Origin of the sequence: Aquabacterium sp. (assembly GCF_016195855.1) — a bacterium.
Taxonomy (GTDB): Bacteria; Pseudomonadota; Gammaproteobacteria; order Burkholderiales; family Burkholderiaceae_C; genus Aquabacterium.
This window is the reverse complement of the sequence record NZ_JACPYU010000016.1, coordinates 335,092-359,612: the sequence shown is the minus strand read 5'-3', so window position 1 is coordinate 359,612 and position 24,521 is coordinate 335,092. Positions and strand designations below refer to the sequence as shown.

The 24,521-nt window shown below is 64.5% G+C and carries 23 protein-coding genes; 7 read left to right on the top strand and 16 right to left on the bottom strand.

All coding sequences use genetic code 11. The features are described from left to right. The first annotated feature begins 5 nt into the window (after positions 1-5). Together HY019_RS15000 and HY019_RS14995 are read left to right on the top strand one after the other, a co-directional pair. On the top strand, positions 6-866 hold the full coding sequence (locus tag HY019_RS15000) for an ABC transporter permease subunit (protein WP_290693572.1): 861 nt from the start codon (positions 6-8) through the stop codon (positions 864-866). After that, the gene (locus HY019_RS14995; protein WP_290693569.1) at positions 863-1,915 is read left to right on the top strand and encodes an amino acid ABC transporter permease; all 1,053 of its coding nucleotides are present in this window, start codon (positions 863-865) and stop codon (positions 1,913-1,915) included. Before HY019_RS15000 ends, HY019_RS14995 begins: the two co-directional genes overlap by 4 nt. A 135-nt stretch (positions 1,916-2,050) precedes the next feature. Here HY019_RS14995 and HY019_RS14990 read toward each other — a convergent pair whose 3' ends face one another. From HY019_RS14990 to mltG, 6 genes are all read right to left on the bottom strand, one after another. Continuing rightward, positions 2,051-2,275 carry a hypothetical protein gene (locus HY019_RS14990; protein WP_290693567.1) on the bottom strand — a complete coding sequence of 75 codons (225 nt, stop codon included), beginning with the start codon at positions 2,273-2,275 and terminating at the stop codon, positions 2,051-2,053. Between the two features lie 115 nt (positions 2,276-2,390). Next, positions 2,391-3,200, bottom strand: a complete 810-nt coding sequence (locus tag HY019_RS14985) for a TatD family hydrolase (RefSeq protein ID WP_290693565.1) — start codon at positions 3,198-3,200, stop codon at positions 2,391-2,393. 81 nt (positions 3,201-3,281) lie between these two features. Then, a complete protein-coding gene (locus HY019_RS14980; RefSeq protein ID WP_290694227.1) occupies positions 3,282-3,662 on the bottom strand; it encodes a PilZ domain-containing protein in 381 nt (126 codons plus the stop codon). A gap of 175 nt (positions 3,663-3,837) precedes the next feature. Continuing rightward, positions 3,838-4,896: a DNA polymerase III subunit delta' gene (gene holB / locus HY019_RS14975; RefSeq protein WP_290693563.1), complete on the bottom strand. Its 1,059-nt coding sequence runs from the start codon at positions 4,894-4,896 to the stop codon at positions 3,838-3,840. Continuing rightward, on the bottom strand, positions 4,893-5,513 hold the full coding sequence (gene tmk / locus HY019_RS14970) for a dTMP kinase (RefSeq protein ID WP_290693561.1): 621 nt from the start codon (positions 5,511-5,513) through the stop codon (positions 4,893-4,895). Before tmk ends, holB begins: the two co-directional genes overlap by 4 nt. After that, entirely contained in the window at positions 5,510-6,514 is a 1,005-nt protein-coding gene (gene mltG / locus HY019_RS14965; protein ID WP_363302778.1) for an endolytic transglycosylase MltG, read from the bottom strand. Before mltG ends, tmk begins: the two co-directional genes overlap by 4 nt. Before the next feature lie 118 nt (positions 6,515-6,632). Here mltG and HY019_RS14960 point away from each other — a divergent pair, with 118 nt between their 5' ends. The 3 genes from HY019_RS14960 to HY019_RS14950 all read left to right on the top strand — a co-directional run bounded on the left by HY019_RS14960 (position 6,633) and on the right by HY019_RS14950 (position 9,126). Next, on the top strand, positions 6,633-7,589 hold the full coding sequence (locus HY019_RS14960; protein WP_290693560.1) for a folate-binding protein: 957 nt from the start codon (positions 6,633-6,635) through the stop codon (positions 7,587-7,589). Between the two features lie 168 nt (positions 7,590-7,757). After that, on the top strand, positions 7,758-8,096 hold the full coding sequence (locus tag HY019_RS14955) for a DUF4936 family protein (protein ID WP_290693558.1): 339 nt from the start codon (positions 7,758-7,760) through the stop codon (positions 8,094-8,096). A gap of 31 nt (positions 8,097-8,127) precedes the next feature. After that, positions 8,128-9,126, top strand: coding sequence for an NRDE family protein (locus HY019_RS14950; protein ID WP_290693556.1), 999 nt, complete (start codon positions 8,128-8,130; stop codon positions 9,124-9,126). Here HY019_RS14950 and HY019_RS14945 read toward each other — a convergent pair. The 7 genes from HY019_RS14945 to HY019_RS14915 all read right to left on the bottom strand — a co-directional run bounded on the left by HY019_RS14945 (position 9,116) and on the right by HY019_RS14915 (position 18,228). Further along, positions 9,116-9,982, bottom strand: a complete 867-nt coding sequence (locus tag HY019_RS14945) for a YbgC/FadM family acyl-CoA thioesterase (protein WP_290693554.1) — start codon at positions 9,980-9,982, stop codon at positions 9,116-9,118. The genes HY019_RS14950 and HY019_RS14945 overlap by 11 nt on opposite strands. 115 nt (positions 9,983-10,097) lie before the next feature. Continuing rightward, positions 10,098-11,843, bottom strand: coding sequence for an AMP-binding protein (locus tag HY019_RS14940; RefSeq protein WP_290693552.1), 1,746 nt, complete (start codon positions 11,841-11,843; stop codon positions 10,098-10,100). 168 nt (positions 11,844-12,011) lie between these two features. After that, complete coding sequence (locus HY019_RS14935) at positions 12,012-13,304, bottom strand: acetyl-CoA C-acetyltransferase (RefSeq protein WP_290693550.1); 1,293 nt, start codon at positions 13,302-13,304, stop codon at positions 12,012-12,014. Positions 13,305-13,355: 51 nt separating this feature from the next. Further along, positions 13,356-14,216 (bottom strand): MaoC/PaaZ C-terminal domain-containing protein, encoded by an 861-nt coding sequence (locus HY019_RS14930; protein WP_290693548.1) that lies wholly within the window; start codon positions 14,214-14,216, stop codon positions 13,356-13,358. Between the two features lie 22 nt (positions 14,217-14,238). Beyond that, a complete protein-coding gene (locus tag HY019_RS14925; protein WP_290693547.1) occupies positions 14,239-15,648 on the bottom strand; it encodes a 3-oxoacyl-ACP reductase in 1,410 nt (469 codons plus the stop codon). 182 nt (positions 15,649-15,830) lie between these two features. After that, a complete protein-coding gene (locus HY019_RS14920) occupies positions 15,831-16,598 on the bottom strand; it encodes a TetR/AcrR family transcriptional regulator (protein ID WP_290693545.1) in 768 nt (255 codons plus the stop codon). Positions 16,599-16,776: 178 nt separating this feature from the next. Beyond that, positions 16,777-18,228 (bottom strand): glycosyltransferase family 39 protein, encoded by a 1,452-nt coding sequence (locus HY019_RS14915; protein ID WP_290693543.1) that lies wholly within the window; start codon positions 18,226-18,228, stop codon positions 16,777-16,779. A gap of 151 nt (positions 18,229-18,379) precedes the next feature. Between HY019_RS14915 and HY019_RS14910 the strand changes: the two genes are divergently transcribed. After that, positions 18,380-19,516, top strand: coding sequence for an iron-containing alcohol dehydrogenase (locus HY019_RS14910; protein ID WP_290693541.1), 1,137 nt, complete (start codon positions 18,380-18,382; stop codon positions 19,514-19,516). Here HY019_RS14910 and HY019_RS14905 read toward each other — a convergent pair. The 3 genes from HY019_RS14905 to HY019_RS14895 are packed head-to-tail and all read right to left on the bottom strand — an operon-like array spanning position 19,486 to position 22,868. Then, complete coding sequence (locus HY019_RS14905) at positions 19,486-20,850, bottom strand: hemolysin family protein (protein ID WP_290693539.1); 1,365 nt, start codon at positions 20,848-20,850, stop codon at positions 19,486-19,488. The genes HY019_RS14910 and HY019_RS14905 overlap by 31 nt on opposite strands. A 22-nt stretch (positions 20,851-20,872) precedes the next feature. Continuing rightward, the gene (locus HY019_RS14900; RefSeq protein WP_290693537.1) at positions 20,873-21,943 is read right to left on the bottom strand and encodes a phospholipase; all 1,071 of its coding nucleotides are present in this window, start codon (positions 21,941-21,943) and stop codon (positions 20,873-20,875) included. A 49-nt stretch (positions 21,944-21,992) separates the two neighbouring features. After that, a complete protein-coding gene (locus HY019_RS14895; protein WP_290693535.1) occupies positions 21,993-22,868 on the bottom strand; it encodes a LysR substrate-binding domain-containing protein in 876 nt (291 codons plus the stop codon). A gap of 153 nt (positions 22,869-23,021) precedes the next feature. Here HY019_RS14895 and HY019_RS14890 point away from each other — a divergent pair, with 153 nt between their 5' ends. Next, positions 23,022-24,515: an acetyl-CoA hydrolase/transferase family protein gene (locus HY019_RS14890; protein ID WP_290693532.1), complete on the top strand. Its 1,494-nt coding sequence runs from the start codon at positions 23,022-23,024 to the stop codon at positions 24,513-24,515. Positions 24,516-24,521 lie beyond the last annotated feature (6 nt).

The following is a 24,521-nucleotide window of genomic DNA, read 5'->3' as shown; positions in this document are numbered from 1 at the left end:
CCAAGATGCTGGGTTTTCTGGATCAGCCTGCGGGCTTCGACATCGGCGAAACCGGCCTGCTGGTGTTCGATGCCGCGCAGCCTTTGTGGCGTGCCCTCCTCGTTGGCCTGGGCAACACGCTGCGCGTGTCCTTGCCCGCCCTGCTGCTGGCCTGCCTGATTGGCTTGGCCGTGGCTTTGGGGCGCACGTCGGGCTCACGTGTGTGGCGCAGCGTGGCGGGTATTTACGTCGACACCGTTCGCAACACGCCTCTGCTGCTGCAGTTGCTGATGTGGTACTTCCTGCTGATCGAATGGCTGCCTGATTCAACCCAGGCGATCCCGGTGTTACCTGGCGTCTGGTTGAGCAAAGGCGGCCTGGCCTTTCCCTGGTTTGGCCCAGGCGAAGCAGGCGCGGCCTGGGCATGGAGCTGGCCGCAGCAGGACACCTTCAACATCGTGGGCGGCGCAGCGGTCAGCCCCGAATACCTCTCGCTGGCGCTGGCCTTGAGCATCTACACCGGCGCCTTTCTGGCCGAGGTCATCCGCGGCGGCATCGAATCCGTGCCTGCCAGCTTGATGGAGGCGGCCGAAACACTGGGCGCCACGCGCTTTCAACAGATCACGCGGGTGCTGCTGCCCCAGGCTTTGCGCACCATCGTGCCCGCCGCCACCAACCAGTTCCTCAATCTGATCAAGAACTCCTCGCTGGCCGTGGCCGTGGGCTATCCGGACCTGGTCTCCGTGGGCAACACCGCGCTGAACCAGACGGGCCGCGTGGTCGAGTGCGTGCTGGTGATGATGTCGGTGTACCTGGCCTTGTCATTGAGCACGACGGCGCTCATGAACTGGTTCAATGCGCGGCATGCGCTCAAGGGGCCGGCATGAGCCACGTCATGCGGCCTGCAGGCGGCAAGAGCTGGTTCAGCTTGATGGCATCCGGCCTGGGCCTGATCCTGTGCGCCTGGCTGGCCTGGCGCCTGCTGGACTGGGCTGTGTGGCGGGCCGTGTTCAGGCCGGACGCCCTGGCCTGCCAGGCTTTGCAGCACCATGGCGCCTGCTGGGGTGTCGTCGCTGAAAAGATACGCCCCATCCTGCTGGGCCACTACCCCTACGAGCAGCAATGGCGGCCCATGCTGGTCTTGCTGGGCAGCGCCCTGCTCGGCCTGGGCGCCTGGCTGGCGGGCTGGCGGCGTGCGGTGTCGGGCAACGGTTTGTTCGCCCTGGCCGCGTATGTGCTCATGGCCTCAGCCCTGATGCGCGGGGGCTTTGCCGGGTTGGAGACCGTACCGTTCGATGCCTGGGGTGGCTTGCCCCTCACGCTTTGGCTGTTTCTCGTGAGCCTGCTGGCGTCGACACCCATGGCCATCGGGCTGGCCCTTGCGCGCCGCTCAGCGCGCATCTGGCTCCATGTGCCAGCCACGGCCGTCATCGAACTGATACGTGGCGTGCCACTGGTCACGCTCTTGTTCATGGCTGCCTTCATGCTGCCTGTCTTGATCCCGCAGGACCACCCTGTGCCACTGGTCTGGCGGGCGACGCTGGCGTTGACGCTGTTTTCAGCGGTCTATATGGCCGAGGTCGTCCGAGGTGGTTTGCAGACGGTGCCGCAGGAGCAAAGTGAGGCGGCCGCCATCCTGGGGCTGAGTTGGTGGCAAACACAGCGCATGGTGGTCTTGCCGCAAGCGCTGCGCGCGGTGCTGCCAGCCTTGGTCGGACACGGCATTGGCTTGCTGAAAGACAGCTCGCTTGTGCTGGTGGTGGGCTTGCACGAGTTCACCGGCGGCTTGTCTTTGAGCCTGGGCGGCGACCCGGTGTGGCGCCCTTACTACTTTGAAGCCTATCTGGCCGTGGGCATGGTCTACGCGCTGATGTGCCTGGGCTTGTCGCGCACGGGGCGCATGCTGGAGCGGCGCTGGGCCAAGGGCACGCATTGAGCCCGGGCTGAATCGCGGCCCCCATGAAAATGGCCCGTCACCAGGACGGGCCACTTCACGCTGTCAGAGCGCTACACGCGCGCTGAAATCGCGCCGCAAGTATTCGGCGGGTTGGCCTCTTCAGGCCGGCAAGATTCAGGCTTCTTCCTGAATCTCTTCCACAACATCGGGGGCGGCGTCCACCTCGCGGTCAAAGTCCTGGCCCTCGCTGTTCACCAGAGGGATCAGCGGCTTGTCCAGCGGGCGGCACACGCGGCTTTGCAGGCGGTTGAGACGCTCGGAGCGCTCCATCGCTTCCAGCACAGCCTGCGGGTCCATCATCAGGGCAAACGGGTTGGCGTACAGACTTTGCTTTTGCATAAAGGCCTCCGGGGTGAGAGATGTCGTCGTGATGTGTTCACTGTAGGCATCCGGGTCTGGAGGCGGTAGTCGCCGAACAACCAAACCTCCTGTCAGAAATTGTCTGACAAGGGTTTTACTGGTGTGTTGGGCTAACCCTCGGTGAGGTACGCACGAGCGAGAACAATTCCTCGAAGTTGTTCGATGTGATGCGGCCAAGCTCATCCACATCCATGCCTTTGAGCTCGGCCAGTTGCCTGGCCACCAGCGACACATAGGCCGGCGAGTTGAGTTTGCCGCGGTGCGGCGCAGGGGCCAGGTAGGGGCTATCGGTCTCGATCAGGCAGCGCTCGATGGGCACCATGCGGGCCACATCGCGGATGTCACCCGCGTTCTTGAAGGTAAGGATGCCCGAGAAGGAGATGTGAAAGCCCAGGTCGAGCGCGGCACGCGCCACGGCATCGGTTTCGGTGAAGCAGTGGAAGACACCGCGCACCTTGCCTTGGCCTTCTTCCTTGAGGATGGCCAGGGTGTCTTCACTGGCTTCGCGGGTGTGGATCACCAACGGCAGGCCTGTTTGCAGTGCAGCACGGATGTGCACGCGAAAGCGCTCGCGCTGCCAGGCCATGTCGGCCACGCTGCGCTCGCCCAGGCGGTAGTAGTCCAGGCCGGTTTCGCCAATGCCGACCACGCGGGGCAAGGCGGCACGTTCGAGCAGATCACCCAGCGTGGGCTCCTGGACGCCTTCGTTGTCAGGGTGCACACCCACAGTGGCCCACATGTTCTCGTAGCGCATGGCCAGGGCATGCACTTGCGGGAACTCTTCCAGGGTCGTGCTGATGCACAGGGCGCGGTCCACGCCGGCGGCGCTCATGTCGGCGCGAACCTGATCGAGCGTCTCGGCGTATTGCGGGAAATTGAGGTGGCAGTGCGAATCGACAAACATGGCGGCAGCGGCGAACAAACAAAAAAGCGGGTTTGACTGATGTCAACCCGCTATTGTTGCCGCAAAGGGCCCGACTCTGCTTTACAGGGTCTGTGTCGGCTTGCTGGAGGAAATGTTGGTGCCCAGAATCTGCTCGATCTTCACGCGCAGCAGGCGGGTCTTGTCGTCACCAGGGAAACGCACACCCACGCCCTGGGTGCGGCCACCGGAGGCATTGGCCGGTGTGATCCAGGCGATCTTGCCGGCCACGGGGTAACGCTGGTTGTCTTCGGGCAGGGACAGCAGGAGGTAGATGTCGTCGCCCAGCGTGTACTCGCGCGTGGTGGGCACGAACAACCCACCTTCGGTGAATGCGGGGATGTAGGCGGCATACAGCGCACCCTTTTCGCGGAACACCAGCTGGATCACGCTGGGGCGAGCAGCAGCCGCTGCAGCGCCTGGTGTACCCAGGGCGGACGCCATCCGGCCAGGCCCGGACGGGGCAAAGGCGGAAGGCAGGGCTGTGGTCTGGAACTCGCTCATCGTGGGCAAAGTGTAATGCCTGAGGCTTGGCAAAGACTGTGAAATTGCGCTCACCTTGGCGCTGCTTTACTTCTGGAAACACCCTGATCCTGATTTGGGCGCCCTTCCCCCTTGATCAAGCGGTCGGGTTGCCCCTTGAGGGCCTGGGCCGCATGACCGCCCGGGCCTGCACCAGCAGGGCTTCCACCTTGAGGTTCTGGTTCCACGGGTGCTCGGCATGGCGGCTGGTCTTGCGCAACTCCTGAGCCCAGGTGGTCAGCAGATTCAGGTCCGGCGCGGCCGGCAGGCTGGCTGCCGGGAAATAGCGTGGCGCGGCACCGGCAGCCACGCAAGCCAGGTCGTGGCAGACCTTCTGCAGGGTCTCGACCACCAGGGTCAAAGGCCACTGCGTCAAGGCGGTGGCCGCACCATTGAGCAGATCTTTCGGGATTTGGGGCCAATAACGCGCATCCAGGCCCAATTGATGGCGATCACGTGCGGTCAAGGGTTGCCCGCCGGCCGCGTCCAGCAACACACGGGCATCGGCCAGGGAAAGACCGTCCAGCTGGGTCTGCAGCCATTCAGCCGCCACATCAGGCGTGGGCATGGGCAGGCGCCAGGCCTGGCAGCGGCTGCGCACGGTGGGCAGCAGCTGGTCCAGCGCGGCACCGCTCAACACGAAGCGCACCTGGCCTGGTGGCTCCTCCAGGGTCTTGAGCAAGGTGTTGGACGCGATCAGGTTCATGCGCTCGGCCGGGTGCACCAGCACCACCTTGGCCCTGCCACGCGAGGCCGTGTGCTGCGAGAACTGCACCACGGCACGGATGGCATCAACCTTGATTTCCTGACTCAGCTTCTTGGTCTTGCCGCCGGATTTCTCGCTGGCTTCGCCGTCCTCTGCGGAAGACTGCCAGCCCAGGCTGGCCTGCAAGGCCTCCGGCAGCACGACCATGAGGTCCGGATGGGAGCCTGCATCAATCAGGTGGCAGCTGGCGCAACGGCCGCAGGCGGGCGCAAAGCCTTGCCCCATTGGCCGGGCCTCGCACAACCATGAACGTGCCAGGGCCAGTGCGAACTCGAACTGCCCCACGCCCTCGGGGCCGTGCAGCAACACGGCGTGGCTGTTGAGTTGGGCCAGGGCAGCTTCAAGCGGCTTGGGCAACCAGGGCCAGAGTGCGGGGCGCGGCTCGCTCACAGCAACCCTCGGCTGCGCAACTCGGACTGGATCTGCGCGGCCACGTCGGCTTGCGTCTGGTCAGCCTGGATCAGGGCAAAACGCGCTGGCTGGGCTTGCTGGCGAGCCAGATAAGCGCCGCGCACGCGCTCGAAAAAGGCCTGGTCCTGCGCTTCGAAACGGTCGGGCTGACGGGCGGTGCTCAGGCGTTCGGCGGCCACCACGGGAGGCAGGTCAAACAGCAAGGTCAGGTCGGGCTGCAAGCCTTCCTGCACCCAGCCCTCCAGGGTGCCCAGCACCTGCAGATCAAAGCCGCGACCACCACCTTGGTAGGCGAAGGTGGCGTCGGTGAAACGGTCACACAGCACCCAGGCGCCACGCGCCAGCGCCGGCCTGATCACGGTCTGGATATGGTCGCGGCGCGCGCCGAACACCAGCAGGGCTTCGGTCAGCGGGTCCATGGCGTCGTGCAGAAACAGGCCACGCAGCTTTTCAGCCAGGGGCGTGCCGCCGGGCTCACGGGTGCGGACCACCTCGCGACCAGCCTGCTTCCAGGCTTGCTCCAGGGCATCCAGGTGCGTGGTCTTGCCCGCGCCGTCGATGCCCTCGAAGGTGATGAATCGGCCCTTGTTGCTCATGGCGTCTTTCCGGGGTTGCGTGTTGAACGCTGGTATTGGTTGACCGCCCGATTATGCTCAGCCAATGTGGCGCTGAACGCACTGCTGCCATCGCCCCGCGCCACGAAATACAGCGCCTTGGTCTCGGCGGGCTTCACGGCGGCCAGCAAGGCGGCCTTGCCGGGCATGGCAATGGGCGTGGGCGGCAGGCCGGCCCGGGTGTAGGTGTTGAAGGGCGTGTCGGTCTGCAGGTGCACCTTGCGCAGGTTGCCGTCGAACTGCTCACCCAGGCCGTAGATCACGGAAGGGTCGGTCTGCAAAGGCATGCCCACGCGCAGGCGGTTGTTGAAAACGCCCGAGATCATGGGCCGGTCAGCCTCCCTGCCCGTCTCCTTCTCGACAATGGAGGCCAGGATCAAGGCATCCCGGGGTGTCTTGACCGCCACATTGCTCTGGCGCTGCGCCCAGGCCGCATCCAGCTGCTTTTGCATGGCGTTCAGGGCCCGCTTCATCACGGCCAGATCGGTGCTGCCTTTGGCGTAGGAATAAGTGTCCGGGAAAAAATGGCCTTCGGCCGCTTCGCCGGGCATCCCCAACTGGGCCATGATCTCGCTGTCAGGCAGGCCAGCGGTGCTTTGCTTGAGCCCGTCCGCCAGGGCCAGTTCGGCCCGAAAGCGCTTGAAGGTCCAGCCCTCGATCAGTTTGACGACAGACAGGCGCTCGTCCCCACGCACCATCATGCGCAAGAGGTCGCGGGGCGTGGCGCCCTGGGCCAGCTCGTAGCTGCCCGCCCGGATCTGGCGCGACTGCCCCGAAAACCGGAACCACTGGTAGAGCAACCAGGGTGAGGCATCCACACCCGCGTCCACCCAGTCCTTGGCGATCTCGCGGGGTGTGCTGCCTGCTTCAACAGACAACTCGACGGTGGGCGCGGCCAGGCGCAGGGGTTGCCCCAGCCACCAGGCCGCCCCGGCAGCCAAGGCCAGGGACAGCGCCAGGACGAGGAGGATCAGGCTGCGCAAGATGCCGCCTTGTTGCCGGACAGGCAGGACGGGCAGGCAGACGCTTTGCCGCACGGAGGAAGTGGGATACACCCGGTTGGATTTCTGATGCATGACGGGCGTGATGATAATGAGCCCCATGAGCTCGATCCAACTTCCTGATCCAACTTCCTGGGGCGGTGCCCTGCTTTTGTCCGATCTGGGCATCATCCAGGCCGAAGGCGCCGATGCAGCGAACTTCCTGCACGGCCAGTTCAGCCAGGACGTCAACGGCCAGCCCGCTGACGAAGCCCGGCTGGCGGCTTACTGCTCAGCCAAGGGGCGCATGCTGGCCAGCCTGCTGACCCTGCGGCCTCAGCCAGAGCAGTTCTGGCTGCTGACCGACAGCCAGGTGCTGCCGGGCCTGCTCAAGCGCCTGTCCATGTTCGTGTTGCGCGCCAAGGCCAAGTTGACGGATGCGAGTGCGTCGCTGGGCGTGGTGGGGCTGTTGGGCTCACCGGCTGCAGCCAGCCTGGGTGAAGCCGCCCAGCTCGGTGCCTGGTGTGTGCAGCCGCATGGCCAGGGGCTGCTGGTGGGTTTGCCGGAAGTCCTGGGGGCCAAGCGCTGGTATTGGGTCGGGCCCAAGGCCGAAGCGCAAGCGCTGGCGTCCGCCCTGCCTGCGGTCGAGCCTGGCGCCTGGGCCTGGCTGGACGTGATGAGCGGCATCCCCCGCATCGAGGCCAGCACGGTCGACCAGTTCGTGCCCCAGATGGTGAACTACGAGCTGATTGGCGGCGTGAACTTCAAGAAAGGCTGCTACCCCGGCCAGGAAGTGGTGGCGCGCAGCCAGTACCGGGGCACCACCAAGCGCCGTGCCTTTGTCGTGCATGCCGAACAGGCATTGCCGCCCGGCCAGGAGGTCTTCAGCGTCACCGACCCCGGTCAGCCTGCAGGCCTGGTCATCAACAGCGCCTCGGCTGGCGGTGTGCACAGCGCCCTGATCGAGCTCAAGCTCAGCGCGCTGGACGCGGAACTGCGCGCAGGCGCCGCAGACGGCGTCAAGCTGATGGTGGGCAACCTGCCGTATGCCTTGCCCTCTGCCGAAGAGGCTGCTTGATACGCCCATGAGGCACCACTGAGGAAGACACGCGATATGGCCGCGACGCATGCAGCGCCCATATCGTCAATTCCTTAACGCAACAAGGCCTCGTTTGACTAGTCTTGTTGCCCCTGGTGACTTTGCGGCACTGCATCATGGGTTACGCTGCCCGCAGATGAGTTTGGAATGTCTGACGACCTCGCCGCTTTGACTGCGACACCGCCCCGATCACTGTTCGTGTACTACCGCGTGCCCCTGGCCAATCAGGCCGCCGCACGCCAGGCCATCAACGTGATCCAGCAGCGTCTGCACGAGGAGCACCCCGGTCTGACGACGCGCCTGATGCAACGCGCCGACACACCCGAAGGCAGCCCGGAGGCCACCTGGATGGAGGTCTACGAGCACCCCGATGGTGTCAGCGCCGCGTGTGAAGCGCGTTTGCGTGATCTGGCCGATGCCCTGCCTCATGGGCTGATCGGTGCGCGGCACGTCGAGACGTTTTGCCCCATGGCAGGCCGCTCCTGAAGCCCTGCCAGCGTTTTGAAGAGGTTTTGCCATGTGCCTGGTCGCTCTGGCTCTCGATCAAAGCAGCCGCTTTCCGTTTGTGCTGGCTGCCAATCGTGATGAGTTCTATGACCGCCCCGCAGCTCGCCTGGGCTGGTGGGAACCTGCCGACGGTGGCCCGCCCATCCTCGGTGGCCGTGATCTACAGGCCGGCGGCACCTGGCTGGGCCTGACGGCACACGGGCGCCTGGGCCTGGTGACCAATGTGCGCGACCCGTCCAATATGGACCCGCAGGCCCCCTCGCGTGGCCAGATCGTGCCGCAATGGCTCAAGGGTGATTTGTCCATGCCCATGCTGTGGCCGCGTCTGGCCATCTCGGGCTACAACGGCTTCAACATGCTGGCGCTGGATTTCGCCGATGGCGAATGCTTTTGGCTGAACAACCGCAAGCTGTTCCCCGAGCGTCTGCAAAAAGGGGTGTTTGGCTTGTCCAACGCCATCCTGAACACGCCCTGGCCCAAGGTGCAGCAACTCAAGGCACGCACGCGGCAGGCCATCGCCCAGTCGGAAGATGTTGACGTGCTGGCCAACCGGCTGTTTGAAGCGCTGGCCGACCCCAGCGTCGCGCCCGATGAGCAACTGCCTCACACCGGCGTGTCAACAGAATGGGAGCGCCTGTTGTCCTCGGCTTTCATCAAGTCGCCCAACGGCCTGTACGGCACGCGTTGCTCGACGCTGGTCATCACCGAGCGCATTCACAAGCGCCTGGTCACGCACGTGCTGGAGCGCACGTTCACGGCCACCTCGAACATGGCCTTGCTGCGCCGGGTCACGCTGCGAAACTGGCCCCCACGGCACACCATGGCCGCAACCGAAGTGGCCAAGCTCGACGCCACCCTGCCCCCGGCCGAGATGCGTCACGAAGAAGTGTTCGAGAGCAGTGAGGTGTCCGAGCAGGACAACCACGCACTGGCCGAGATGGAGCCGGTGCGCAAGACGCGCGCGCGCAGCCTGATCAAGAACAGCCGCACGCGCCCCCTCAAAGTGTGAGTGTCATGCGCTGGTGGGGGATGCCGACTTCGTCGAATTCATCCCCCTGCGGCATGAAACCATGGCGCGCATAGAAGGCCTGGGCACTGACCTGGGCGTTCAGGCTTAAATGCGTGATACCAAGCTGGCGGGCCTGGTCCATCAAGGCCAGCAACACCAGATCACCCAGGCCCATGCCGCGCGTGCTGCGCAGCACCGCCATGCGGCCGATCTTGGCGTGGCCGGGCTCCAGTCCCACATGGATCAGACGGCCCGTTGCCAGCGGCAGCCCTGCCAGGTTGCTGGCGACCGCATGGACGGCATCGGCGTCGTCCTCATCCCACTCGTCGACCTCGTCGATGGCCTGCTCCTGCACGAACACGGCGGTTCTGACCGCGCGGGCGCTGGCTTTCATGTCGGGCCAGGCACCGCACAGCACCTGGTGAACGGGTTGCCCTTGGGCATGGGCCTCGATCTGGGCCCGCACGGTCTCGGGCACGGGGGCAGATTTGCCCGTGACCAGGCTGGTGTGCACATACACCGTCTCGCCAGTGGCCAGCAAGCGCCCTTGTGCCCACACGGCCCAGGCGATGGTGATGGACGAGTTGCCGATGCGCTCGCAGCGCACACCGATGTCCAGCCAGTCATCGAGCCGGGCCGGTGCGTGGTACTCCAGCGTGTTGCGGCGCACGAAGATGTCGCCCTGCTCGTGTTTGACACCTTCCGGGTATGGCAGCCCCACTGCGCGCCAGTACTCCGAGATGGCCACATCAAGGTAGGTCAGATAGTGGCCATTGAAGACCACCTGCTGGGCATCGACCTCCATCCAGCGCACGCGCAGGCGGTGGGTGAAGCTGAAATCGGCGGGACGCGTCATGGTTCTGGTGCCATCTATCGGGCTGAAGTGACAGACCACATCGTGCATGAAAAAACCCGCGCGGCGAACCGGGCGGGTTTCTTTGTGGCTCAGCCGAAACTGAATCAGCGGCCGTTCAACGCAACTCGCGGCGCAAGATCTTGCCCACGGGTGTCTTGGGCAACTCTTCGTTGCGGAACTCGACGATGCGGGGAATCTTGTAGCCCGTCAGGTTCTTGCGGCAGTGCTCGATGATGGCTTCCTTGGTCAGGCCAGGGTTGCGCGGCACGATGATGATCTTCACGCGTTCACCGGCGACTTCGTCAGGCACGCCCACGGCGGCGCATTCCTTGACATCAGGGTGCATGGCCACAACGTCTTCGATTTCGTTCGGGTACACATTGAAGCCGGAGACCAGGATCATGTCCTTCTTGCGGTCCACGATCTTGAGGAAGCCCTGCTCGTCCATCACGGCGATGTCGCCCGTGGCCAGCCAGCCTTCGCTGTCGATGACCTTGTCGGTTTCTTCAGGACGCTGCCAGTAGCCCTTCATGACCTGAGGGCCGCGCACGCACAGCTCGCCAGGCTCACCGATGTTGGCCCAGGTGTTGTCATCACGGCGGCAACGCACTTCCGTGGAAGGCACAGGCACGCCGATCGAGCCGGTGAAGGCGGGGCCAGGCTTGCTGATGTCCACCGGGGCTTGCGTCACGATGGGCGAGCACTCGGTCAGGCCGTAACCTTCAACGATGGAGTTGCCGGTGACTTCCTTCCAGCGCTCGGCGATGGAGCGTTGCAGCGCCATGCCACCGGCGACGGCCAGCTTGAGGTTGGAGAAGTCGCGCTTGCGGAAATCAGGGTCATCCAGGAAGGACGAGTACAGCGTGTTCACGCAGGTGATGCCGCTGAAGTTCTCGTTCTTGAGGATCATCATCACGCGCTTGGTGTCACGCGGGTTGGCAATCAGGATGTTGCGTCCGCCGAGTGCCATGAAGATCAGGCAGTTCACGGTCAGCGAGAAGATGTGATACAGCGGCAGCGGCGTGACCACGGTCTCGGTGTCACCCGTCAGCTGGCCCTCGGCGAAAGCCAGGGCCTGCTGGCAGTTGGCCAGCACGTTGCGGTGCGTCAGCATGGCACCCTTGGCCACGCCGGTGGTGCCACCGGTGTACTGCAGGAAGGCCAGGTCTTCAGGCTTGATATCAGCGAGTTTGACCTTGACCTTGGCACCGGCCTTGATCACGTCACGCATCCACAGCGCACCAGGCAGGCTGTAGTCAGGCACCATCTTCTGGACCTTGCGCAGCACGAAGTTCAGCAGGCGGCCCTTGGCGTTGATGAAGCCGTCAGACAGCAGGTCACCGATCTGGGTCAGCACGATGCGCTTGACCTTGGTGCCGGGCAGCGCGTCTTGCAGCGTCTTGGCGAAGGTCTCCATCACGATGATGGTTTCGGCGCCGCTGTCCTTGAGCTGGTGATTGAGTTCACGCGCCGTGTACAGCGGGTTCACGTTGACCACCACGGCCCCGATCTTCAGCACCGCGAAAAGGCACACCGGATACTGAAAGGTGTTGGGCAGCATGATCGACACGCGATCGCCCTTCTTCACACCCTGGCTCTGCAGCCAGCCCGCAAAGGCATTGACCAGGCGGTCCAGACGGTCATACGACATTTCCGTGCCGATGCTGACGAAGCCCGGACGGTTGCGGTACTTGTTGATGCACTCGTCAAAGTACTGGCCCAGGGAGCTGTACTTGTTCGGGTCGATGTCGTGCGGTACGCCCGCCACATAGGACGACAACCAGATGCGGTTGGTCGAACCATCGGGGTTGACAATGGACTGCGCGGGCGAAGCCGACGCTGCGGCTGCTGATTGGGTCATCCGGATCTCCTCATGTGCCTGCCTGAATTGCTTACTGGACTGCGGCAGGATGGCTTTGTGCCTGCGACGGGCGCAAAGGCCCGAGGCAGGTCGCCTGGTCAAGTTACGGAGTGTATCAACCCGAGCCCCCTCTTCAAGGGTTTTCCAAGCTCGGGTTACAAGGAAAAATCAACGCTCGAGGATGGCGACCACGCCTTGACCGCCAGCAGCGCAGATGGAGATCAGGCCACGGCCGGAACCCTTCTGGGCCAGCATCTTGGCCAGCGTGGCGACGATGCGACCACCGGTTGCCGCGAAGGGGTGACCGGCTGCCAGCGAGCTGCCATTGATGTTGAGCTTGCTGCGGTCGATCGAGCCCAGCGCCTTGTCCAGGCCCAGCTTTTCCTTGCAGTACTTGGGATCTTCCCAGGCCTTCAGCGTGCACAGCACCTGCGCGGCAAAGGCTTCGTGGATTTCATAGAAATCGAAGTCCTGCAGGGAGATGCCAGCGCGGGCCAGCATGCGGGGCACGGCGTAGGCCGGGGCCATCAGCAGGCCTTCCTTCTTGGGGCCGAAGAAGTCCACGGCGGCCACTTCGCTGAAGGTGATGTAGGCCAGCACGGGCAGGTTGTTGGCCTTGGCCCATTCTTCGCTGCCCAGCAGCACGGCAGAAGCGCCATCGGTCAGCGGCGTGGAGTTGGCAGGTGTCAAGGTGCCCTGGCCCGGGGCGATTTTCTTGTCAAAGCAAGGCTTGAGCGTGCGCAGCTTCTCGATGGTGATGCCTTCGCGCAGGTTGTTGTCCTTGCTCACGCCCTTGAACGGGGTCATCAGGTCGGCGAAGAAGCCTTCCTTGTAAGCACGAGCCAGGTTGGCATGGCTGGTCACGGCCAGCTGGTCCTGCTCTTCACGGGGAATGGACCATTCACGGGCCATCAGCTCGGCGTGCTCACCCATCGAGAAGCCGGTGCGGGGCTCGCCGTTCTTGGGAATGGCGGGCTTGACCAGCATGCTGGGGCGGATCTTGGAGATCACCTTGAGCTGGGCCACGGTGCCCTTGGCGCGGTTGGCTTCCATCAGGATCTTGCGCATCTTTTCGTTGACACCGATGGGGGCATCAGACGTGGTGTCCACACCGCCACCGATACCGCACTCGATGTGGCCCAGGGCGATCTTGTTGGCCACCAGCATGATGGCTTCCAGGCCGGTGCCGCAAGCTTGCTGCAGATCGTAGGCAGGCGTCTCGGGCGACAGGGTCGTGGACAGCACGGTCTCGCGCACCAGGTTGAAGTCACGCGAGTGCTTCATCACGGCGCCGGCGGCGACGTCGCCCAGGCGCTTGCCATGCAGATTGAAACGGTCGACCAGGCCCTGGATGGTGGCGGTCAGCATCTCCTGGTTGGAGGCATGCGAGTACACCGTGTTGGAGCGGGCAAAGGGGATACGGTTGCCACCGATGATGGCGACGCGACGGATGGTGCTCATGAGAGGTTGTCCTTCTCGATTTTGAATGGAATGAATCAGGGTGCGGGGCGGTCAGTAAGTGACTCGGCCACGCAGGTGAGGCTTGTCGCCCTTGGCATTGCGCACTTCGAACAAGGCGCCGCTCTCCTGGCGCGCAACCCACAGTGAGGCGCGTGCCGGCAGGAACAGCGGTGTCTTGAATTCAACGATCACTTCGGCGTGGTCCACGTCCTCACGGGGCATCAGCGTGGCCAGGGCGCGAGCCTTGGTCCACATGCCGTGGGCAATGGCCTTGCGAAAGCCCAGGAACTTGGCGGTGATGGCAGACAGGTGGATCGGGTTGATGTCACCCGACACACGGCCGTAAGCCCGGCCAATGCCCGCACCAGCGTAAAAATCAGCCTGGTGAGACAGTGGCGAATCATCGACCAGCGCACTGGTGTAAGGCGCACCCTTGGGGTTGCGCACGCCCATGCGCAGCAAGGTCCAGGTGCTCTCCCACACCACATCGCCTGCGCGCAAGGCGCGGGCATGCAGCGTGAACACCTGCCCCTTGTCGTGGGCGTAGAGCTCACCCGTGCGCATCTCGATGCGCAGTTCGTCGCCCACATTGATGCGCTTGAGCAGCCTGGCGCTGTTGCCCAGGTGAACCAGGCCCATGGCCGGCCACGGGAAGGCCTTGGTGCCAAACAGCATCATGGCCAGCGGGAAGGCCTCCATGTGCGGGTACAGCATGGGCACGCCGTGCGCCTTGCTGAAGCCGCACACCTTGGCATAGGCCGCCACCTGCTTGCCATCAACCACCACGCGCGGACGCACATAGGTGATCTCGGGCAAGGCCTCGACCACGCCAGGGCGCTTGCTGCTGGAGCGCAAGGCACCCAGGTTCAGCGAAATGGCGCTGGGCAGCTTGTTGACTTCGATGATCTTCATGGGATCTCGTGGTGATCGTTGATCAAGCGCCAATCAAGCTCTGACCGCACACACGGATCACGTTGTTCGTGACACCTGCGGAGGCCGGGCTGGCGTACCAGGCAATGGCTTCGGCCACGTCCACGGGCTGACCGCCCTGGCTCATGGAGTTCATGCGGCGACCGGCTTCGCGGATGGCGAACGGGATCGCGGCGGTCATCTGGGTTTCGATGAAACCAGGTGCCACGGCGTTGATGGTGATGCCGCGCTCCGCAAAGATCGGGGCGGTGCTGTTGACCATGCCGATCACACCCGCCTTGGAGACGGCGTAGTTGGTCTGGCCCATGTTGCCGGCGATACCCGAGATCGACGACACGCAGACGATGCGACCGCCGGACTTCAAGGCGCCCGAGCTGACCAGCTCGTCATTGATGCGCTCCTGGGTCGACAGGTTCACGTTGACCACCAGCTGCCACAGGTGTTCCTTCATGTTGGCAATGGTCTTGTCACGCGTGATGCCGGCGTTGTGCACGACCACATCCCAACCACCTTGGGCTTTGGCTGCTTCAGCCAGCTTCTGCGGCGCATCAGCGGCGCCAATGTCCATGGCCAGGGCGGTGCCGCCCAGCTTCTTGGCCACTTCATTGAGGCCTTCCTGGGCTTGCGGCACGTCCAGGCAGATCACCTGGGCGCCGTCACGGGCCATCACTTCGGCGATGGCTGCGCCGATGCCGCGCGAGGCACCGGTGACCAGCACCTTCTTGCCGGCCAGCGGCAGGTTCCAGTCCGTGGGCACCACCAGATCACCAACGGGCTTGCCAACGTGCATGACCTGGGCCGACACATAGGCCGACTTGGGCGACAGCAGGAAACGCAGCGTGGACTCGATGTTGCCTTCAGCGCCTTCGGACACGTACACCAGGTTGGCGTTGATGCCCTTCTTCAATTCCTTGCCCAGCGAGCGGCTCAGGCCTTCCAGCGAACGCTGGATGGTGGCCTTGCGAGGCGACTTGCACTCTGCAGGCGGGCGGCCCAGGATCACCACGCGACCACAAGGCAGCACCGAGCGAGCCACGTCGTGGAAGAACCAGTACAGCGCGTCGGACTGCGTGCTGTCTTCCAGGCCGGTTGCGTCGAACACCAGGCATTTGACTTTTTCACCAGGCTGGCCATTGCTGCCCCAGCGGCCGGTGGTCAGGCCGGCCTTGTTGGCCACGGCCACCCATTGGGGCAGCTTTTCGTGGGCCATGCTTTGCGCGCCCATGTTCTTGAACGCCGCAGCCAGGGCTTCCAGCAGTTGAGGCTCACCACCACCACCGATCAGAACCGTGCCTTGAACGACGGGTTGGCCGGCCTTGTAACGCTCCAGTTGCAGCGGCTTGGGCAGACCCAGGGCATTGATGAGCTTGGCGCCCATGGGCGAGTTGGCAAAGTCGAGGTAACCGTCTTTCATGCGAGACACTCTTCGGTGGTGAAGCCAGCGGACGTGAACAGTCCTGTCAAGGCTGGTTGAGAGAGCGGCTTGCCCAAACGGCAAGCCAGCGGGAAGAGCCCGCCCTGTTGAGGGGCAAGCAGTCCTGTCAGACCGGGGGAGGACAGACAAGGAATGAGGTTCATGGCCTTGGGCGCGAGGCGTCAGGAATGGGCAGGCGCAGCCACGGCGTCGGCATCTGCCGCGGCGCCCTGGCCGATCAGTGCCACACCGGGCAGATTGGCCATGGCGCCAAACTGCAGTGCTTCATTGGGGCCGGGCAGCGGGGCCTTGAGCGCAGCCACCATCAGGGAGGCCAGGCGGGACAGGATCACGGCTTCGTGGTCACCCTGCTGCTGCGTGAATTCACGGATCAGGCGCTGCGTGTTGCCACCGGCCAGGATGCCGGACAAGGCGCCCATGGCGAAGTTCAGGCGAAAGCCCAGGTCTTCGCGGCTCAGGTCAGGCAAGGCGCGCTGGAAGGCGAAGAAAAAGCGGCCCAGTGTCTGGATGTAGTGGGTGTTGATGAAGTCGCGCACAACGGGCGAGGGGTCAGTGTACGAACGGCCCAGGAAGTGCAGATAGCGATCAGCCAGGGGGGCGTCGCTGCGGAAGATCCGAACCGCAGGCAGGAACAGCGCGACCAGGATGTGCTCACAGGTGAGCTTGTCACCCAGGTTGGACTCGAATGCGTCCAGCATGGCAACCCGCTGCTCGTTGAGCGGATCAAGCCGGCGCGAGAGCACGGCCTGGATCAGGGCGTCCTTGCTGCCGAAGTGGTAGTTCACCGCGGCCAGGTTCACATTGGCCGCACTGGTGATCTGCCGCATGGACATGGACTCGAACCCGCCGTTCACGAACAGGGTTTCGGCCGCGTCCAGAATGCGCGTCTTTGTATCGGCAGGCGACAGACGTGTCGAGGCCTGAGGCATGGTCAACGGGTCTCCAAGGTACACACAGTACGAACGTTTCAAACGTCCGTTTTATCGTTGGGTGCGTATGGTATGCCAGACCGACGCCTTTGCAACACAAAGGCCCTCAGAAAATTGCCGATTCCCCCAATATCCGGGGGAGCGACCACAGCCATGTCGTGAACAATTCCTCAGTCTGTCACCTGCCGCCCCTCGCGGACAGGCATTCACCCTTGGGTAAGCGGATGCCCCAGACCACGGGCACCACGCCTTTGACCCGGCTTGGCGGGATCAGGACCATGTCGGGTGTGTGAATGACATCCGGCGGCAGGTCCTGGGCCAGGTAGCGCATGATCACGCTGCCCTTGGCTTGCATGTCCGCCTCATTGATCCAGGGGCTGTCGCGGCGACGGCCGTCTTGCAGGACAGCCGGGAAGCCGTGTCCGAACGCCGACACCTGCCCGCCCTCGAAAAACGGGGCATCCAGGTAACGCAAGGCGCAACCAGGCGCAGCATGTTGCCAATCTGCCTCAACACGGTCAGCGAGTTCACGCGAGGGGTAGCCTTGCACCGCACCGGGCGCATGCAGCCGCGCACCGGCGGGCGATGCGGCCACCAGGAAGGAGATGCCCTGAACGAGTGCCACCGTCAGCACCAGGCCGCGCACAGGCGCCCTGTCGAAATAGGTGCCAAACCAGGCCACCAGCGCCAGGGACGCGAACTGGAAAGTCTGCACACCCCACTGCGCATGCAATTTGGAGCCCCCAAAGATGCCCATGGCCAGCACAAAGGCCAGAGGCACGAACAGCAAGCCCTCGACCCAGGCGCGCAGTGGCGCGCGGCTGGCAACAGGTGCATTGGCCACACCCTCGGTGCCCCGTTGCCCGTAAGCGCGCACCACCCAGATCAGCAAGACCACCAGCGCCGGCGCCAGCATGCGCAGCTCGGACACCACGAACTGCCCCATGCGCACGGAATCACCCTCGCCTGCGCCGCTGCCCAACTGGTGCGTGGCGTACGCCAGCGCATTGGTGTGGCCCGTTGCCATCCACCACAGCGGCGGCGTGCACACCAAGGCGCCCAGCACGATGGCCATGGCCACCCCTTTGCGCGACGCGAGCGACTCCAGGCCGCCACTGCGCCACAAGGCCCACAACACCCCCACCAGCGGCACCACGGCCTGCAATTTGGTGGACATGGCCAAGCCCGCTGCCAGGCCGGCCGCTGCCCAACTCCCCTGCTCGTTGCGCCGTGCCGCACGCGCGGCAAAGTACACCGCCATCGCCACCGTCATCACGAGCACGGTGTTGTGGTTGTAGATCCACGCGCGCCAGCCAAAGGGTTGCTGCAAGCCCCAAAGACCAGCAACGCACAGGGCCAGGGTCGGGGGCATCAGCTCGCGGGCAGCCAGGTAGGTGAAGACGCCGGTCAGCCCGATGCACACGGCAGACAAACCGTAGAGCGTGGCAGGTTTGGCCGGCAACACGGTTTGCGCCAGCATGAACAGCCAGGTAGGCAGCGGCGGGTGCTTGGGGTAGCCCAGTTGCCAGGAATGGGCCCAGACGAATTGCTCGGCCATGTCATGGTGCAAGGCGGTGTGCAGGTGCGCTGACAGCGCCACCCAGGCCGCAACGAGCAAAAAGACCCCCACGGACACCAGCCGCGGGCGGTCCCAGCCCGCCTCCGATACAGGGGAGCTTTGCGCGTCAGGGGAATGGCATGTACTTGGCATGGCCGGGAGTCTAAACGCGCTAAAGTCTCACCCGTCTGAGTTAAACGAACAGCGAGAGAGACACCTCCCCATGGCCACCATCCTGTACCTCACCCAGATCCAGTTTGAATTCGGCGCCATCAAGCTGCTGGCATCCGAATGCGAGCGCGTTGGCATGCGCCGCCCCATGATCGTGACCGACGCAGGCGTGCGCGCCGCGGGCGTCCTGCAAAAGGCGCTGGACGCGGTCAAGGACTTGCCGGTGACCGTGTTCGACCAGACGCCGCCCAACCCCACCGAAGCGGCCGTGCGCGCGGCGCATGAAGTCTGGCAGGCCAACCAGTGCGACGGCCTGATCGCCGTGGGCGGTGGCTCCAGCATCGACCTGGCCAAGGGCCTGGCCATCATGGCGACGCACCCGGGCCCCTTGAAGACCTACGCCACCATCGAAGGCGGCTCGCCCAAGATCACAGCGCAGGCCGCCCCGCTGATCGCCGTGCCAACCACGGCGGGCACCGGCAGCGAAGTGGCGCGTGGCGCCATCGTGATCGTGGACGACGGCCGCAAGCTGGGCTTTCACTCCTGGAACCTGATGCCCAAAGCCGCCATTTGCGACCCCGAGTTGACACTGGGCCTGCCGCCCTCGCTGACCGCCGCCACCGGCATGGACGCCATCGCGCACTGCATGGAAACCTTCATGGCGCCGGCTTTCAACCCGCCCGCTGATGGCATTGCCCTGGATGGCCTGGAGCGCGCCTGGCACCACATCGAGCGCGCCACGAAAGACGGCAGCGACCGCGAGGCGCGCCTGAACATGATGAGCGCCTCCATGCAAGGCGCCATGGCTTTCCAGAAAGGCCTGGGCGCCGTGCACAGCCTGAGCCACAGCCTGGGCGGCGTGAACCCCAAACTGCACCACGGCACGCTCAATGCCATGTTCCTGCCCGAGGTCATCAAGTTCAACGCCGCCGCGGAGTCCATCCAGAAAGAGCGCCGCTTGGAACGCATGGCGCACGCCATGGGCCTGAAGGGGGCGGCCGACATCCCCGAAGCCATCCGTGACATGAATGCGCGCCTGGGCCTGCCCAAGGGCCTGGCCGAGTTGGGCGTGCAACGTGAATGGTTCGAGAAGATCGTGACCGGCGCACTGGCCGACCACTGCCACAAGACCAACCCGCGCATCGCCACGGCGGACGATTACATGGACTTGTTGTCGGCCTCGATGTGATGGCTTTGATGGGCGGGATCGGCACCGCCGGGCGTTGATTCAACCGGCTGCAAACGGGTCACCATGACCTGGTCAATCTTGTAGCTGTCCACGTCCAGCACCTCGAAGCGGAAACCACCCCAGGACACCGTGTCCGTGCGCCTGGGGATGCGCCGCAGCATCACCATCAGGAAGCCGGCCAGGGTCTCGTAGTCCTCCTGATGCGGCAGGCTGTCCAGGCTCAGGGCTTGCAGCACATCCTCGATGGGGGTCACGCCATCGATCAGCCATGAGTTGGCATCGCGCTGCACGATCTGCTCTTCGTCCGGCGGGGCCATCAGGCTGCCCATCACCGTGCTCATCACGTCGTTGATGGTGATGATGCCCACCACGAGGCTGTACTCGTTGACGATGACGGCGAAGTCCTCGAAGGCCTGGCGGAACTGGGCCAGCATCTCCGACAGCGTGAGCCGGTCAGGCACCATCAGTACCTTCTTGATCAGACCTTCGGCATTGAGCGCAATGGACTGGTTGTTCAGCACACGGTTGAGCAAGTCCTTGGAGTCCACATAACCGACCACGTGGTCGATGTCGCCATCGCAGACCAGGTAGGTGGAGTGCGGGTACTGGTCAATGCGGGCACGGATCAGGGCCTCGCTGTCGTCCAGCAGGAAGTGGATGATGCTGTCGCGGGCGGTCATGGAGCTGGTGACCAGGCGGGTGTCCAGCTCGATCACGTTCTCGATCACGCGGTGCTCGGCGCCGGCCAGCACGCCTGCATCGGCGCCGGCTTGGGCCATGGCCAGGATGTCATCCGGGGTGACGGCGTCGTCGCGCCGGTCCGGCAGGCCCAGCAGCTTGAACAGGCCATCGGTCAGGCGCTTGAACAGCCACACCACCGGCCTGAGCAAGGTCAGCACGGCGTGCATGGGGCCCACCACGCGCACGGCCACCTGCTCGGGGGCGCTCATGCCCAGGCGCTTGGGGAAGAGGTCGGCCAGCAAGATGAACAGGCTGGTAACCAGCACAAACGAAGCGACCGCGCTCAAAGTCTCGGCGTGGGAGACGGGCAACTGCAGGCGCAACAACCAAGGCAGGATCAAAGGGGCAAAAGCGCCCTCGCCCACCACACCACCGAGGATGGCCACGGTGTTCATGCCGATCTGGATGGCAGTGAAGAAATCGCCCGGCTCTTCCTGCACGTTCAGCACACGTTGGGCGCGTGCATCACCCAGGTCGGCCATCTGGCGCAGGCGCAGGCGGCGCGCGGCTGCCACAGCAAGCTCGGAGATCGAGAAGAAAGCGCTGGCGGCTATCAAGCCGGCAATCAGCAGGAGGCTGGCGATCGGGTCCATGAGCACAGTGTAGCGAGGTGGCTCACAGGGGCTTGAGTTGGTCGGCGGGGCAGCCTTGTTGCAGCCAGGCTTGCCACTCGTCGGCGAGCACGGCGGAACGGGCCACGGCATCGGTCCAGACCTGGACGCGCTGCGCGTAGTTCAGGCGCTTGAAGTCATTGCGATCAGGCAGCTTGCCACCGGGCAGCGTGGCGACCCATTGTGGGTTGGGCGCCAGCAGCACCATGTTGTCCAGCCAGGGGCTGGCGCGGTGACGCCATTTGAGCGCCTTGTCCAGCCAGCCCGGCACCACCTGGCGCTGGAAGTGCGGGTACAGCACCAGGCCCTTGTCCATGGCCGAGTAGTGCCAATGGAAGTGGTAATCCACGATGCCGCCGTCCCAGTGGGAGCCATGCAGCGCGCCCGGGATGTCATTGACCGCTTCGAGCATGAAGGGGATGCTGCACGAGGCCAGCATGGCGGGCATGAAGTTGGCCCGATCCAGCTCGACCCGGCCGGTGGGTAAGTCACTCAAGGGCACCGGCAAGGCTTCGCCACGGGTTGAAAAAACGGTGCGCTCCAGAAACAGGCCCACGGCCTTTCTAGTCAGAGCGTTGCCCAGCGCCAGGCCGGTGAAACCGAGCGCCGTCCGCGCGGGGGACCCACGGCGCAAGACCTGCCTGCCCCGAGAGGTCAGGATGTGCAACTGGTAGCGCGGGTGCTGCAGCATGCCCTCCACGCTGTCACCAAAGAAGGACTTGAGCGTGTCGGTGAAGCCTGCGGTGATGCGCTGCGCAGACGGCATCTTGCGGCCGACCTCGGGCTCGATGTTCTGCTGGATGTAGCCGTAGGCCAGATCCTTGAAGGCCTGCACGGGGTCGGCCATCGCAGCGGTGGCCATGCGCCAGGCGCCAATGGAGGCCCCCACCAGGTGCACGGTGTGCCCACCTTGCGGCAGCCATTGACCGAAAAGATGCTGATCAAGGTGGTTGAGGATCAGCCCCTTGGGGCCACCGGCCGCCGCGGGGACCAGACGCACGTCTTGCGGGCTCAGGCCGTGGGCCTCGATGTGCCGGCGCGCGCGTTCGCCGACATGGATGTGCAGTGCCTTCATGGACACAGAGAATAGCCCAGCCTGCATGCGCCTGAATGCACGCGGGGCCTCACTTGGCACACACATCCAGCCAGGCACGCGCTGCATGCGACATATAGCGATCGGGCACCCAGATGTGCCCCACACGCCAGGCCAGGTCACGCACGTGCAAAGGCCGAACCACCACCGATGCAGGCAATTGCAGTCGCGCCAGCAAGGGCTCGGGCAACAAGGCCGTGCCCATGCCTGCCATGGCCATGGACAGCAGGAAGTCCCACTGGCCGCTTTGGGCGATGACCTCGGGCTGCACGCCAGCGGCGTCAAAGGCCTCGTGCAGGCGGCGGGTCAAGGCATAGTCTTCGCCCAGCATGACCACGGGCTGCTGGTGCAGTGCAGCCAGGCCGGGGCGCTTGAGCCGGGCCCAGGGGGCGTCCGGCGTGCCCACCAGGCAGATGGGGTAGCGCCCCATTTCATGCGCGGCCAGCTCGGCACCGGGCTCGGTGGGCAACACGGTGACGCCCAGCTCCAGCTCGCCCTGGCGCACCCTTTGCTCGATCACCTGGCCACCTGCCTCGACGATGGTGAGCTTCACCTGCGGGTAGCGCGCCTTGTAGCGCTGGATGAGCGGCGGGAAGAAGAGGTTCACCATGGGCGGGATGCCAATCGTCAGCTCGCCGCGTGCGAGATCCGACAGATCGGCCACGTCCCGGTTCAGGCGCTGCACCACGGCCAGCGCCTCTTGCGCGCGGTCGAACACGATCTGCCCGGCGTCGGTCAGGCGTACCGATCGCCCCTCGCGTATCAGCAGCGCCTGCCCGACTTCATCCTCCAGCTGACGAACCATCTTGCTTACCGTGGATTGCGTGACGTACAGGTGTGCCGCGGCCGTGGTGAAACTGCGCTGGCGGGCGGTTTCCACGAAGTAGCGCAAGGCTCTGAGGTCCATGGTTGGGCTCTTTCATGCATGAATTTTGCGAATGCCAGGCATGAATATAAGTCGCAGCAGGAATGCATGCCGATTTCTATACTTGTCCGCGAATAACGCCCCTCAAACAGGTAGCCGCGCACATCGACCGCTACCGCAGCTCGTGGAGACCGCATGTACGAAGACCGAATCCGCCTGGCCAGTTTGCGCAACAAGGTGATGTCCGCCCACGATGCGGCCGAGCTGTTCGAGAACGGCATGACGGTGGGCATGAGCGGCTTCACCCGTGCTGGCGACTGCAAGGCCGTGCCGCTCGCCCTGGCTGACCGTGCCCGCCAGGAGCACCTGCAGATCACCTTGATGACAGGCGCCTCGCTGGGCAATGACACCGACAAGATCCTGACCGAGGCCAATGCCATCTCGCGCCGCCTACCCTTCCAGGTAGACGCCACGCTGCGCCAGAAGATCAACGCGGGCGAGGTGATGTTCATTGACCAGCATTTGTCCGAGACGGTGGAGCAGTTGCGCAGCAAGCAGTTGCCCGGCGTGGACATCGCGGTGATCGAAGCCACCGCCATCACGGAAAGCGGGGCCATTGTGCCGACCACCTCGGTGGGCAACTCGGCCAGCTTTGCCATCCTGGCCAGGAAGGTGATCGTCGAGATCAACCTGAAGATGCCGACGCAGCTGGAAGGCCTGCATGACATCTTCATCCCGACCTACCGCCCCCATCGCCAGCCCATCCCGCTGATCTCGCCGGAGCAGCGCATCGGTGTGCCCTATATCGCGATCGACCCGGCCAAGATCGCCGCCATTGTGATCACCGAAAAGGCGGACAGCCCCTCCAATGTGCTGCCACCTGATGCCGAGACGCAGGCCATTGCCGGGCACCTCGACGAATTCTTGCGCAACGAGGTGCGTGTCGGGCGCCTGTCTGCCTCGCTGCAGCCCTTGCAGTCGGGCATCGGCACCATCTCCAACGCGGTGCTGCACGGCTTGATCGACTCGCCTTTCAAGGACATCCGCATGTACTCCGAGGTGCTGCAAGACAGCGCCATCGAGCTGCTCGACAGCGGGCGCATGACCTTTGCCTCGGCCTCGTCCATCACCTTGTCCAAGGCGACTTACGAGCGCGTGCTCAACCACATCAATGACTACAAGCCGCGGCTGGTGCTGCGCCCGCAGGAAATCAGCAACCACCCCGAGGTGATCCGCCGCCTGGGCCTGATCACCATCAACACGGCGCTGGAGTTCGACATCTACGGCAATGTGAACTCCACGCACGTGGGGGGCACGCACATGATGAACGGCATCGGCGGCTCCGGGGACTTCGCACGCAATGCCCATCTTTCGGTGTTCGTGACCAAGTCGATTGCCAAGGGCGGCGCCATCTCCAGCGTGGTGCCCATGGTGTCCCACGTGGACCACACCGAGCACGATGTGGACATCCTCGTGACCGAGCACGGCCTGGCTGACCTGCGTGGCCTGGCCCCTCGCGAACGGGCGGTGGAGATCATCCGCCACTGCGCGGACCCAGCCTACCGCGGCGCGCTGCAAGACTACTTCGAGACCGCCTGCCGCCTGGGGGGGCACACGCCCCACATCCTGAGGGAAGCGCTGGCCTGGCACGCACGCTTCAACGAGTGCGGCACGATGCTGGGGCGCTGAAAGCGG